The sequence below is a fragment of the Streptomyces sp. E-08 genome (genome assembly GCF_049913095.1).
Classification (GTDB): domain Bacteria; phylum Actinomycetota; class Actinomycetes; order Streptomycetales; family Streptomycetaceae; genus Streptomyces.
This window is the reverse complement of sequence record NZ_CP183971.1, coordinates 2,697,921-2,711,313: the sequence shown is the minus strand read 5'-3', so window position 1 is coordinate 2,711,313 and position 13,393 is coordinate 2,697,921. Positions and strand designations below refer to the sequence as shown.

The window sequence follows — 13,393 nt, the reverse complement described above, 5'->3', positions numbered from 1 at the left end:
CCGCAGGCGGGCCCGCAGGCGGCCGGTCCCGTCGTCAGGCGTCGCCGCCCGCGGCGCCCGGGTCGGCGGCGGCCACGTCGAGGAGCTGGTAGCGGTCCACGGCCTGCTTCAGGGCCGAGCGCTCGACCTTGCCCTCGCGGGCGAGCTCCGTCAGCACGGCCAGCACGATCGACTGCGCGTCGATGTGGAAGTAGCGGCGGGCCGCGCCACGCGTGTCCGCGAAGCCGAAGCCGTCCGCGCCCAGCGAGGTGTAGGAGCCCGGCACCCAGCGGGAGATCTGGTCCGGCACCGCCCGCATCCAGTCCGAGACCGCGACGAACGGGCCCCCGGCGCCCTGGAGCTTGCGCGTCACGTACGGGACGCGCTGCTCCTCGTCCGGGTGGAGCAGGTTGTGCTGCTCCACGGCCACGGCCTCGCGGCGCAGCTCGGTCCAGGAGGTCGCGGACCAGACGTCGGCCCGGACGTTCCACTCCTCGGCCAGGATCCGCTGCGCCTCGATCGCCCACGGCACGGCGACGCCCGAGGCCATGATCTGCGCCGGGATCGTGCCCGCCTCGCCGGCCCTGAAGCGGTGGATGCCCTGGAGGATGCCGTCCACGTCCACGTTCTCGGGCTCGGCCGGGTGCTGGATCGGCTCGTTGTAGACGGTCAGGTAGTAGAAGACGTCCTCGGCCTCGGGGCCGTACATCCGGCGCAGACCGTCCTTGACGATGTGCGCGATCTCGAAGCCGAACGCCGGGTCGTAGGCGATGCAGGCCGGGTTGGTGGAAGCGAGGAGGTGCGAGTGTCCGTCCGCGTGCTGGAGGCCCTCACCGGTCAGCGTCGTGCGGCCGGCGGTGGCGCCGAGGACGAAGCCGCGCGCCAGCTGGTCGGCCATCTGCCAGAACTGGTCGCCGGTCCGCTGGAAGCCGAACATCGAGTAGAAGACGTACACCGGGATCAGCGGCTCGCCGTGCGTGGCGTACGCCGAGCCGGCGGCGATCAGCGAGGCCGTGCAGCCGGCCTCGGAGATGCCGTCGTGCAGCATCTGGCCGGTGGGCGACTCCTTGTAGGCGAGGAGGAGTTCGCGGTCCACCGCCTCGTACTGCTGGCCCAGCGGGTTGTAGATCTTGGCGCTCGGGAAGAACGCGTCCATGCCGAAGGTGCGGTACTCGTCGGGGGCGATCAGCACGAAGCGCTTGCCGATCTCCTTGTCCCGCATGAGGTCCTTCAGGATGCGGACGAACGCCATCGTGGTGGCGATCGACTGCTGTCCCGAGCCCTTCCTGGCGGCCGCGTAGGTCTTGTCGTCGGGGAGGGCCAGCGGCTTCGCCCGCACGACCCGGGTCGGGACGTACCCGCCCAGCGCCTTGCGGCGGTCGTGCATGTACTGGATCTCCTCGGAGTCCCGGCCCGGGTGGTAGTACGGCGGCAGGCCGTCCTCCAACTGCCGGTCCGTCACCGGGATGTGCAGCCGGTCGCGGAAGCGCTTGAGGTCGTCGACCGTCAGCTTCTTCATCTGGTGGGTCGCGTTGCGGCCCTCGAAGTTCGGGCCCAGTGTCCAGCCCTTGACGGTCTGCGCGAGGATCACGGTCGGCTGGCCGGCGTGCGCCTTCGCCGCCGCGTAGGCGGCGTAGATCTTCTTGTGGTCGTGTCCGCCGCGGCCCAGGTGCAGGACCTGCTGGTCCGACATGCCCTCGACCATGGCGCGCAGCCGGTGGTCGTCGCCGAAGAAGTGGTCCCGGATGTAGCCGCCGGTCTCCGTGGCGTACGTCTGGAACTGGCCGTCCGGGGTGGTGTTCAGCTTGTTGACCAGGATGCCGTCGCGGTCCTGCGCGAGCAGCGGGTCCCAGGAGCGGTCCCAGATGAGCTTGATGACGTTCCAGCCGTTGCCCCGGAAGATCGACTCCAGCTCCTGGATGATCTTGCCGTTGCCGCGGACCGGGCCGTCGAGGCGCTGGAGGTTGCAGTTGACGACGAAGGTCAGGTTGTCCAGACCCTCGCGGGCGGCGATGGAGAGCTGGCCGAGCGACTCGACCTCGTCCATCTCGCCGTCGCCGAGGAACGCCCAGACGTGCGACTTGGAGGTGTCGGCGATGCCGCGCGCCTCCATGTAGCGGTTCATCCGCGCCTGGTAGATCGCGCCGAGGGGGCCGAGGCCCATCGACACGGTCGGGAACTCCCAGAAGTCCGGCATCAGCCGCGGGTGCGGGTACGAGGAGAGGCCGTCCGGGAACTTCGACCGCTCCTGGCGGAAGGCGTCGAGCTGCGTCGCGTTCAGCCGGTCGAGGAGATACGCGCGGGCGTAGATGCCGGGGGAGGCGTGCCCCTGGAAGAAGATCTGGTCGCCGCCGTCGCCCTCGTCCTTGCCGCGGAAGAAGTGGTTGAAGCCGACGTCGTACAGCGAGGCGGAGGAGGCGAAGGTCGCGATGTGACCGCCGACGCCGATGCCGGGGCGCTGGGCGCGCGAGACCATCACGGCCGCGTTCCACCGGGTGGCGTTGAGGACCTTGCGCTCGATCTCCTCGTTGCCGGGGAAGAACGGCTCGTCCCTGGTGGCGATGGTGTTGACGTAGTCCGAGCTGCGCATCTCGGGCACGGCCACGCGCTTCTCGCGGGCCCGCTCGATCAGCCGGAGCATGAGGTAGCGGGCTCGCTCACGGCCCCGCTCGTCCACGGCCGCGTCGAGGGAGTCGAGCCATTCCTGGGTCTCTTCCGGGTCGAAATCCGGGACCTGGCTGGGAAGGCCGCCAATGATGATCGGGTTGCGATCGGATCCGGGAGCCACGCTCTTCCTTCGCTGTTCGGTGGTGCCCACGGGGCCACGGAAGTGGTCGGGATGTCCATCGTGTACCCCGCGTGCGCCAGGCGTCACACTTACCGAGGGGTAACCCCCAGGGGTGTCTCCGTGCGTCTGGGTGCGCTCAAATCGCAACCTTACGCCCAACCCGCGCATGCGTTTCGTCCGGGCGTTCGGCAGACTGAAACCGCAGAAGTCAGTAAACCGGGACGAATCATGTGTGCTTGATCACCGAGGAAGGTCCGACGATGCCGGAAGTTGCGGCGAGACGGCCCCAAACGTCACCGTTTCGGCGGTCTCGGCGGCCGGGTACTTGCGCGATCCGCCCCGGCACGTGTGGACTACGGCCAGCGCCGCGCGCATACGCGTGGCCCACAGGATTTTCCGAATGAGCAGGAGGCAAGCCGTGAGCGCGACCGCGGACCACGCGGAGGAGCGGACCAACCCGGCCGGCAGGCTGGGGTTCGAGCCCGGACAGGTGGTCCAGGAGATCGGCTACGACGACGACGTCGACCAGGATCTCCGTGAAGGCATCGAGTCCGTCATCGGAACCGACCTCGTGGACGAGGACTACGACGACGTCGCCGACGTCGTCGTGCTGTGGTTCCGGGACGAGGACGGCGATCTCACCGACGCCCTGGTGGACGCCATCGGTCTTCTGGAGGACGGCGGCAACATCTGGCTGCTGACCCCGAAGACCGGCCGTGACGGCTACATCGAGCCGTCCGACATCCAGGATGCCGCGCAGACAGCGGGTCTCTCCCAGACCAAGAGCATCAGCGTCGCCAAGGACTGGACGGGCACCCGCCTGGCCGCCCCCAAGCGCTGATCACCACGCTGCGAGTAGCCCCCGCCGGTCCACCGGCGGGGGCTTTCGTGCGCAGGCCGTAGGGTGGGGTCCACCCGGGTTCACCGATACGGCCCAAGGCCCGGACCCCGTCGGAAGGGACGCGTACGCGATGGCGATCGAGGTCGGCACCCAGGCCCCGGATCTCGAGCTCAGGGACAACCACGGCAGGACCGTGCGGCTCTCCGATCTCCGCGGCGAGAAGAACGTGGTGCTGCTCTTCTACCCCTTCGCCTTCACCGGTGTCTGCACCGGTGAACTGCGCGAGCTCCGCGACAACCTCCCGGCGTTCGTCAACGACGACACCCAGCTCCTCGCCGTCTCCAACGACTCCATCCACACCCTCCGGGTCTTCGGCGACCAGGAGGAGCTGGAGTTCCCGCTGCTCTCCGACTTCTGGCCGCACGGCGAGGCCTCCCGGGCCTACGGCGTCTTCGACGAGGAGAAGGGCTGCGCGGTCCGCGGCACCTTCGTCATCGACAAGGCGGGCGTCGTCCGCTGGACCGTCGTCAACGCCCTGTCGGACGCCCGTGACCTGGGCGATTACGTCAAGGCTCTCGAAGCGCTCTGAGCGCCCCGGAGCCGACACCCGCGGATTCACCGGGCGAATCGACTGTTTCGACCGGGAACCCGTCACTAGGATCCAGACGTTGATCCGATGCCAACGCACGACTGGGGGCGCTGCCCCTGGAAACCTATGGAGGGACTCGTGGGAGTCAGCCTCAGCAAGGGCGGCAACGTCTCGCTGACCAAGGAGGCCCCTGGCCTCACCGCCGTGACCGTCGGTCTGGGCTGGGACGTCCGCACCACCACCGGTACGGACTTCGACCTCGACGCCAGCGCCATCCTGGTGAGCGAGGAGGGCAAGGTCCGCAACGACCAGGACTTCGTCTTCTTCAACAACCTGAAGAGCGCCGACGGCTCGGTCGAGCACACCGGTGACAACCTCACCGGCGAGGGCGAGGGCGACGACGAGCAGGTCAAGGTCAGCCTGGCCACCGTGCCGGCCGACGTGGCCAAGATCGTCTTCCCGGTCTCGATCTACGACGCCGAGAACCGCCAGCAGTCCTTCGGCCAGGTGCGCAACGCGTTCATCCGCGTCGTCAACCAGGCCGGTGGCGCCGAGATCGCCCGGTACGACCTCTCCGAGGACGCCTCGACCGAGACCGCGATGGTCTTCGGCGAGCTGTACCGCCACGGCGCCGAGTGGAAGTTCCGCGCCGTCGGCCAGGGGTACGCCTCGGGTCTGCGCGGCATCGCGCAGGACTTCGGCGTCAACGTCTGAGCCGAACCGTTCGAACCGTCCGGCGCCGCACATCCCGTGCGGCGCCGGTCGTGCCTCGTCACCACCGGGGAGGAAACCTCGCCGGTCGTGCCTCGTCACCACCGGGGAGGAAACCTCGCCGGTCGTGCCTCATCACCACCGGGGAGGAACCGAATCATGGGCGTCACGCTCGCCAAGGGAGGCAACGTCTCCCTCTCCAAGGCCGCACCCAACCTCACCCAGGTCCTCGTGGGGCTCGGCTGGGACGCGCGCTCCACCACCGGAGCCCCCTTCGACCTCGACGCCAGCGCCCTGCTGTGCCAGGCCGGCCGGGTGCTCGGGGACGAGTACTTCGTCTTCTACAACCAGCTCCGCAGCCCCGAGGGCTCCGTCGAACACACCGGCGACAACCTCACCGGAGAGGGTGACGGGGACGACGAGTCGCTCATCGTGGACCTCACCAGGGTTCCGGCCCACTGCGACAAGATCGTCTTTCCGGTGTCGATCCATGACGCCGACAACCGCGGCCAGAGCTTCGGCCAGGTCAGCAATGCCTTCATTCGCGTCGTGAATCAGACGGACGGGCAGGAACTCGCCCGCTACGACCTCTCGGAGGACGCTTCCACGGAGACCGCGATGATCTTCGGCGAGCTCTACCGCTACAACGGCGAATGGAAGTTCCGGGCGGTGGGACAGGGGTACGCGTCAGGGCTCCGGGGCATCGCTCTAGACTTCGGGGTCAACGTTTCGTAAAGCCATGTAATTTCACGATGGGGTAGACAGTGGTTCTGAAAACCTTCGGCTGGTCGTTCGCGATCACTGCGCTCGGTCTGATCGCAGCAGTGCTCTACGGGGGGTGGGAGGCGTTCGGGATCGTCGCGATCCTGTGTGTCCTCGAGATCTCCCTGTCGTTCGACAACGCGGTGGTCAACGCCGGAATCCTGCAGAAGATGAATGCCTTCTGGCAGAAGATCTTCCTCACGGTCGGCGTGCTCATCGCCGTCTTCGGCATGCGCCTCGTCTTCCCCGTCGTGATCGTCGCCGTCAGTGCGAAGATCGGCCCCATCGAGGCCGTCAACCTCGCGCTCAACGACGCGGACCGGTACCAGGAACTGGTGACCGACGCGCACCCGTCGATCGCCGCCTTCGGTGGCATGTTCCTGCTGATGATCTTCCTCGACTTCATCTTCGAGGAGCGTGACATCCAGTGGCTGCGCTGGATCGAGCGCCCGCTGGCCAAGCTCGGCAAGGTCGACATGCTGTCGGTCTGCATCGCCCTCGTCGTCCTGCTGATCAGCGCGATGACCTTCGCGACCCACGCCCACCAGCACGGCGGCACGCACGTCGACAAGGCGCAGACGGTCCTGATCTCCGGCATCGCCGGCCTCATCACGTACCTCGTCGTCGGCGGTCTCTCCGGCTACTTCGAGAACAAGTTGGAGGAGGAGGAGGAGCGCGAGCACGAGGCCGAGGAAGAGGCCAAGCGCAGCGGCAAGAAGGTCACCGTGATCCAGCTCGCGGGCAAGGCCGCCTTCTTCATGTTCCTCTACCTGGAGGTCCTCGACGCCTCCTTCTCCTTCGACGGTGTCATCGGCGCCTTCGCCATCACCAACGACATCGTCCTGATGGCGCTGGGCCTCGGTGTCGGCGCCATGTACGTCCGGTCGCTGACGGTCTACCTGGTCCGCCAGGGCACCCTCGACGACTACGTGTACCTGGAGCACGGCGCCCACTACGCCATCGGCGCCCTGTCCGTGCTGCTCCTGGTCACCATCCAGTACGAGATCCCCGAGGTCATCACCGGCTCCATCGGCGTCCTCCTGATCGCCTGGTCCTTCTGGTCCTCCGTCCGCCGCAACAAGCGGCTCGCGGCGGCCGAGGGCGGATCGGGCTCGGACGACAAGACCGAGGTGCCGTCCGGGGTGTGACACCCCCGGCGGTGAGGAATGCTTCTCTGCGGGGCGGCCGGTGCATCCGGCCGCCCCGCAGGCATGTGCACGGTGTTGACGATCAGCGGTGTTGACGATCAGTGGGGGTGAAGGCGTCATGGCCTTCTGGGACAACCTGTTTCCGGGGAGGGCGGCGCAGTTCGACTCGGGCAGCGCGGCGTCGAACGCGATCGACCTGACGAAGCGGCGTCCGACCGTCTCGCTCACCAAACAGGGCGCCGCCACCGGCAACCTCCGGGTGAACCTCTCCTGGCGGATGCGGACCTCCGACATCGAGGGCAGGTCCCGGCAGAGCGGACGGCTGCTGCGGAACCCCGCCCTGTTCTTCAAGCCCGAGGTCGTCCAGGCCCACACCCAGGGCGTGGTCAACGTCGACCTCGACCTCGGCTGTCTCTACGAGCTGACCGACGGCAGCAAGGGCGTGGTGCAGCCGCTCGGCGGCTTCCTCGGAGACCTGAACGAGGCCCCGTACGTCCGCCTCAGCGGCGACGACCGCTTCGGCGGCTCCTCGGGCGAGACGATCTTCGTCAACCTGGACCACCGGGACGAGATCAAGCGGCTGCTGTTCTTCGTGTACATCTACGACCAGACGCCGGCCTTCGACCGTACGCACGCCAAGGTCACGCTCTACCCGAGCAACGGCCCCCGGATCGAGGTCGAGCTCGACGAGCGCGCCCCGCAGGCCCGCTCCTGCGCCGTCTTCTCCATGGAGAACGTCAAGGGCGAGCTGACCGTCCGCCGCGAGGTGCGCTTCGTGTACGGCTTCCAGGCCGAGCTGGACCGGCTGTACGGCTGGGGACTCCAGTGGGGGCGCGGCTACAAGACCAAGGCGTAGCCTTGCCCGCCGCTTCAGCTCCGGACGAACTGGGGGCCCATCGGCGGCATGCGGAACTCCGGCGCCGGGTTCTGCTCGGGGGCGGTCACCGGCTGTGGGTAGCCGTACGCCGGGACCGGGGCGTTGACCGGTTCCTGCGGGTAGCCGTAGGCGGGCGCCCGGTCCGGCATCGGCGGCAGGGTCGGCTGCGGCGGTACGGGGGTGTGGACGACGGTCAGATCGAGGTCGCGGTCGTGCGCCCCGGTGGAGCCCGTGGCGGGGGAGCCGCCTGCGGGGGCCTCCGGGAACCCGGGGACGCCCTCGCCGGGCCTCTCGGGCGCCCGAGAGGCCTCCTGGGCGGTCTCCTGGCCGCCCTCCCGGCCGGCGTCCTGAGCGGCGTCCTGAGCGGCGTCCTCGTCGACCGAGATGCCGAAGTCCGTGGCGAGGCCGACGAGCCCCGTCGGGTAGCCCTGGCCCACCGCGCGGAACTTCCAGCCGTCGCCGCGCCGGTACAGCTCGCCGCAGATGACCGCCGTCTCCTCGCCGGTCTCCGCCGTCACGTCGAACAGCGCCAGCGGCTCGCGGTCCGGCCCTGCCACCGCGTCGTACAGCAGGATCCGCAGGTCGGAGACGGACCGGAAGGTGCCGCCGTCGGAGGAGGCCGCGATGACCACCCGGTCGACGGAGACGTCGAGCCCGGCCAGATCGGCCTCCACGGTGTCGGTCAGACCCTCGGCGACCCGCTTCTTCGGCAGCCGCCGCACCAGGCCCGAGGGGTGGCGCGGCTGGTTGTAGAAGACGAAGTCCTCGTCGGACCGGACGCGGCCGGAGGGCCCGAGGAGCAGGGCCGAGGCATCCACGTCGGGGACCCCGGGGCCCGGGGTCCAGCAGAGCACGGCCCGTACGGCCGCGGTGTCGAGAGGGACGTTGGAGCCCTTCAGCATCGCGTGCGTCATGACCGCAATCCTGCCCTCCCGCCCGACCCGCGGACAACGCGGGGGCGCCACCGATACCCGGACGGGGCGACGGATGCCGACGAGTTACCTGAATTTCATGCACTGAGGGAACTACGGACACCCGCACCTACGTACTATTACCGGCCACATGTCATCAGGGCCCGGAGAGGCAGACGGGGGACTTACATGCGTCATTTCGGGCACATCCCGTCCGCGGTGCGGACCGGGCTGTTCCATCAGGAGCCGGCCGAGTTCACATCCGACTCGCCCGCCCGCACGCTTGCCGTGGCCCTGGGCGCCACGCTCTACAGCCCGGCCACACGGCCCCGGCTGGCCGACGCCGTGCGCAAACAGGCCGGGCGCGGAGTGGTCTCCATGGTCCTCTGCCTGGAGGACTCCATCAGCGATGCCGAGGTCGAGGCGGGCGAGGCCAACCTGGTCCGCCACTTCGCCGACCTCGCGGCCGGGACCGCGGCCGCCCCCGAGGCAGACCCCTCCGCCGGGACCGTGACGGACGCCGACACCGCCACGGACCTGCCCGAGACCGCCACGGACCTGCCCCTGCTCTTCATCCGGGTCCGCGAGCCGCGCCAGATCACCGACCTCGTCGACCGCCTCGGCGCCTCGGTGCGCCTGCTGTCCGGATTCGTACTGCCCAAGTTCACCGAGTCCCGCGGTCACGCCTTCCTCGAAGCGCTCACCCAGGCCGAGCGGACGACCGGCAGGCGCCTCTTCGCCATGCCCGTCCTCGAGTCCCCCGAGCTCCTCCACCTGGAGACCCGGGCCGAGACCCTCGCCGGGATCGCCTCGATCACCGACAAGTACCGCGACCGCGTCCTCGCCCTCCGGCTCGGCGTCACCGACTTCTGCTCCGCCTACGGGCTGCGCCGCTCGCCCGACATGACCGCGTACGACATCAAGATCGTCGCGAACGTCATCGCCGACGTCGTCAACGTCCTCGGCCGCTCCGACGGCACCGGCTTCACCGTCACCGGGCCCGTCTGGGAGTACTTCCGTCCCGGCGAGCGCATGTTCAAGCCGCAGCTGCGCCGCAGCCCCTTCCTCGAAGGCCGCGCGGAGGACCTGCGCACCGCCCTCATCGAGCACGACCTCGACGGCCTGCTGCGCGAGATCGAACTCGACCGGGCCAACGGCCTGCTCGGCAAGACCTGCATCCACCCCACCCACGTGGTGCCGGTGCACGCCCTCTCCGTCGTCAGCCACGAGGAGTGGAGCGACGCCCAGGACATCCTCCGGCCCGACCGGGACGGCGGCGGGGTGCTGCGCTCCGCCTACACGAACAAGATGAACGAGGTGAAGCCGCATCGCGCGTGGGCCGAGCGCACCCTCCTGCGCGCCGAGGTGTTCGGCGTCGCCAGGGAGGACGTCGGCTTCGTGGATCTGCTCACCGCCGGCCTGGCCGGCTGACGAAGGGACGTCGACGACGTGGTGTGGACCGGAACGTGGGTCGCGGAGCGACTGGGCGTCGAACTGATCGGCGACGAGGAGCTGCCCGCCCTGTTGGGCCTCGCACTGCGTCGCAACCCCAAGCGCGCGCACCTGCTGGTCTCCAGCGTGCTCGGCAAGCACGTGCCGCAGCGCCCCTCCGTCGTGTACGGCTCCGGCCTCGGCCTCGGCCGGCGCGTCCGGGAGCTCCTCGGCGACGAAGAGGCCGCCCGGTCCGTCGTCCTCGGCTACGCGGAGACCGCCACCGCCCTCGGGCACGCCGTCGCCGACGGCCTCGGCCTCGCCCCGTACCTCCACTCCACCCGCCGCCCCGTGGCCGGCGTGGCCCGCGCGGGCGGCTTCGAGGAGTCGCACTCCCACGCCACCTCGCACCTCCTGCTGCCCGAGGACCCCGAGCTCCTCGCGGGCGACGGACCGCTGGTCCTGGTCGACGACGAGTTCTCCACGGGCAACACGGTCCTCAACACCATCCGCGCCCTGCACGAGCGCTACCCGCGCGGGCGCTACGTCGTCGTGGCCCTCGTCGACATGCGCTCCGCCGCCGACCTCGGCCGCCTGGACGCCTTCGCGACGGAGATCGGCGCCCGCGTCGACCTGATCGCCGGAGCCGCCGGCACGGTCCACCTCCCGGACGGCGTCCTGGAGAAGGGCCAGGCCCTGGTCGCGGCACACGAGGGACCGGCCCCGGCCCCCGCGCCCCTCCCGCGCGAGGCGCCCGTGCGGGTGGACCTCGGCTGGCCCGAGGAACTCCCCGACGGCGGACGGCACGGCTTCACGACCGGCCACCGGGAGCACCTGGAGACGGCCCTGCCCGCGATGGCGAAGGCGCTGGCCGAGGCCCTGCCCGCCCCGGCCCCCGCGGAACGGCCCCGGGTGCTCGTCCTCGGCTTCGAGGAGCTGATGTACGCGCCGCTGCGCCTCGGCACCGCCCTGGAGGACGCCGGGCACGACGTCCGCTACTCCACCACCACCCGCTCGCCCGTCCTCGCCGTCGACGACCCCGGCTACGCCATACGCACCCGGCTCGTCTTCCCAGCCCACGACGACCCAGCGGACGGGCCCGGCGAGCGCTACGCCTACAACGTCGCGGGCGCGGGCTTCGACGCCGCCGTGCTCGTCGTGGACTCCGCCGCCGACACCCCGGCCCTGCACGCCCCGGACGGCCTGCTCGCCCAGCTCGCCGCACACATCCCACGCGTCGTGCTCGCGGTCGTCCCGTCCTACACACCCACGGTCCGCGTCACCGAAGTCACCGAAGCTCCCGAAAGGAGCTCCATGCTGCCCGAGCCCCTCCGCGGCCCCGCCTTCTCCTCGTACGCACCCGAAGAGGTCGGCTGGCTGCTCCAGGACCTCTCGGACGTCGAACTCGAAGCCCCCACCGAGGAGCGGGAGGAGGCCATCCAGAGCGGCGGCGCGCACTACGCCGAGTCGCTCCCCGTCGAGTACCAGCCCAGCGAGCGCTACCAGGAGCTCTTCCAGGCGGCCCTGGAGAGCTCCGCCGCCCGCATCGCCCGCGCCGTCGGCACGGTCACCGAGACCGTCCTCGCCGAGCGCTCCGCGCGACCGGTCCTGGTCTCCCTGGCCCGGGCCGGCACCCCCGTCGGCGTGCTGATGCGCCGCTGGGCGAAGGCCCGCCACGGCCTCGACCTCCCGCACTACGCCGTCTCCATCGTGCGCGGCCGCGGCATCGACGCCAACGCGCTGCGCTGGCTCGCCGCCCACCACGACCCGGCCGACGTCGTCTTCGTCGACGGCTGGACCGGCAAGGGCGCCATCACCCGCGAACTCGCCGAGGCCGTCAGGGATTTCAAGGGCTTCGACCCGGAGATCGCGGTCCTCGCCGACCCCGGCTCCTGCGTCCGCACCTACGGCACCCGCGAGGACTTCCTCATCCCCTCCGCCTGCCTCAACTCCACCGTCTCCGGCCTGATATCGCGTACGGTTCTCCGCTCCGACCTCGTCGGACCGGACGACTTCCACGGCGCCAAGTTCTACCGCGAGCTCGCCGGGGCCGACGTCTCCGGGGCCTTCCTCGACGCCGTCGCCGCCCGCTTCGACGAGGTCGCCGCGACCGTCGACACGGACGTCAAGGAACTCCTGGCCGCCGACCGCACCCCCACCTGGGAGGGCTGGGCGGCCGTGGAGCGGATCAGCGAGGAGTACGGCATCCACGACGTCAACCTGGTGAAGCCGGGCGTCGGCGAGACCACCCGGGTCCTGCTCCGCCGCGTCCCCTGGAAGATCCTCGCCAAGCGGGGCGCCGACGCCGACCTCGCGCACGTCCGGCTCCTCGCCGAGCAGCGCGGCGTACCGGTCGAGGAGGTCGACGAACTCCCGTACAGCTGCGTGGGCCTGATCCACCCTCAGTACACGAAGGGCGCCACAGGCGCCGACGGGAAGACGGTGGTGTCCCAGTGAGCACGTCCACGTCCGCCCGGACGCTGGTCGCGAGCGACCTCGACCGCACCCTCATCTACTCGACCGCGGCCCTCGCCCTCGGCATGCCGGACGCCCAGGCGCCCCGGCTGCTCTGCGTGGAGGTCCACGAGTCCAAGCCGCTCTCCTACATGACCGAGGACGCGGCCGACCTCCTGGCGCGGCTGACCGCCGAGACCGTCTTCGTGCCCACGACCACGCGGACGCGCAAGCAGTACCAGCGCATCCAGCTCCCGGGCACCGCACCGGCGTACGCGATCTGCGCCAACGGCGGGCACATCCTCGTCGACGGCGTCTCCGACCGCGACTGGCACGAATCCGTCGTCCGCAGGCTCGCCGACGAATGCGCGCCGCTCTCCGAGATCCGCGCCTACCTCACCGCCACCACGGACCTGTCCTGGGTGCGCAAGCACCGGGTGGCCGAGGACCTCTTCGCCTACCTGGTCGTCGAGCGGGAGCGGCTCCCCGAGGACTGGCTGGACCGCTTCGGCGCCTGGGCGGGCGACCGCGGCTGGACGGTCTCGCTCCAGGGCCGCAAGGTGTACGCGGTGCCGAAGCCGCTCACCAAGAGCGCGGCAGTCCGCGAGGTCGCCCGCCGCACCGGCGCGACGCTCACGCTGGCCGCCGGGGACTCGCTCCTCGACGCCGACCTGCTGCTCGCCGCGGACAGGGCCTGGCGCCCGGGCCACGGCGAACTGGCCGACAGCGACTGGACGGCCCCCCACCTCGACGTCCTCGCGGAGCGCGGGGTCGCGGCGGGGGAGGAGATCCTCCGCCGCTTCCGGGCGGCGGCAGCGGCCTAGGTGTATTGACCTGCGGCGTTGTTGACGCGGGTCAATACACCTAGGACCTGCCTTCCGGAACTCCCGGATCAGGTCCCG

General features: G+C 70.3%; 11 protein-coding genes. 9 read left to right on the top strand and 2 right to left on the bottom strand.

All coding sequences use genetic code 11. The features are described from left to right. Positions 1-34: 34 nt before the first annotated feature. Positions 35-2,767, bottom strand: coding sequence for a pyruvate dehydrogenase (acetyl-transferring), homodimeric type (gene aceE, locus ACN9MM_RS12405; protein ID WP_426363677.1), 2,733 nt, complete (start codon positions 2,765-2,767; stop codon positions 35-37). A 418-nt stretch (positions 2,768-3,185) separates the two neighbouring features. On the opposite strand from aceE, the gene ACN9MM_RS12400 reads away from it, so the two are divergent. The 6 genes from ACN9MM_RS12400 (at position 3,186) to ACN9MM_RS12375 (ending at position 7,674) form a co-directional block, all read left to right on the top strand. Further along, entirely contained in the window at positions 3,186-3,608 is a 423-nt protein-coding gene (locus tag ACN9MM_RS12400; protein ID WP_329855367.1) for a DUF3052 domain-containing protein, read from the top strand. A gap of 130 nt (positions 3,609-3,738) precedes the next feature. Continuing rightward, positions 3,739-4,197: a peroxiredoxin gene (locus ACN9MM_RS12395; protein WP_426363676.1), complete on the top strand. Its 459-nt coding sequence runs from the start codon at positions 3,739-3,741 to the stop codon at positions 4,195-4,197. Positions 4,198-4,335: 138 nt separating this feature from the next. Continuing rightward, positions 4,336-4,911, top strand: a complete 576-nt coding sequence (locus tag ACN9MM_RS12390; RefSeq protein ID WP_026058190.1) for a TerD family protein — start codon at positions 4,336-4,338, stop codon at positions 4,909-4,911. A 156-nt stretch (positions 4,912-5,067) separates the two neighbouring features. Further along, positions 5,068-5,643, top strand: coding sequence for a TerD family protein (locus ACN9MM_RS12385; RefSeq protein ID WP_426363675.1), 576 nt, complete (start codon positions 5,068-5,070; stop codon positions 5,641-5,643). A 29-nt stretch (positions 5,644-5,672) separates the two neighbouring features. Beyond that, entirely contained in the window at positions 5,673-6,818 is a 1,146-nt protein-coding gene (locus ACN9MM_RS12380) for a DUF475 domain-containing protein (protein ID WP_382864491.1), read from the top strand. Positions 6,819-6,936: 118 nt separating this feature from the next. Continuing rightward, positions 6,937-7,674, top strand: coding sequence for a TerD family protein (locus ACN9MM_RS12375; RefSeq protein WP_426363674.1), 738 nt, complete (start codon positions 6,937-6,939; stop codon positions 7,672-7,674). A 14-nt stretch (positions 7,675-7,688) separates the two neighbouring features. Here ACN9MM_RS12375 and ACN9MM_RS12370 read toward each other — a convergent pair whose 3' ends face one another. Continuing rightward, on the bottom strand, positions 7,689-8,609 hold the full coding sequence (locus tag ACN9MM_RS12370; RefSeq protein WP_426363673.1) for a TerD family protein: 921 nt from the start codon (positions 8,607-8,609) through the stop codon (positions 7,689-7,691). Positions 8,610-8,795: 186 nt separating this feature from the next. On the opposite strand from ACN9MM_RS12370, the gene ACN9MM_RS12365 reads away from it, so the two are divergent. From ACN9MM_RS12365 to ACN9MM_RS12355, 3 genes are read left to right on the top strand one after another with little or no spacing between them, the layout of a single operon-like run. Beyond that, positions 8,796-10,037, top strand: a complete 1,242-nt coding sequence (locus ACN9MM_RS12365; RefSeq protein ID WP_426363672.1) for an HpcH/HpaI aldolase/citrate lyase family protein — start codon at positions 8,796-8,798, stop codon at positions 10,035-10,037. Between the two features lie 18 nt (positions 10,038-10,055). Beyond that, positions 10,056-12,494: a phosphoribosyltransferase gene (locus ACN9MM_RS12360; RefSeq protein ID WP_426363671.1), complete on the top strand. Its 2,439-nt coding sequence runs from the start codon at positions 10,056-10,058 to the stop codon at positions 12,492-12,494. Next, positions 12,491-13,315 (top strand): HAD family hydrolase, encoded by an 825-nt coding sequence (locus ACN9MM_RS12355; protein WP_426363670.1) that lies wholly within the window; start codon positions 12,491-12,493, stop codon positions 13,313-13,315. The genes ACN9MM_RS12360 and ACN9MM_RS12355 overlap by 4 nt, the downstream gene beginning before the upstream one ends. The last annotated feature ends 78 nt before the right edge of the window (positions 13,316-13,393 follow it).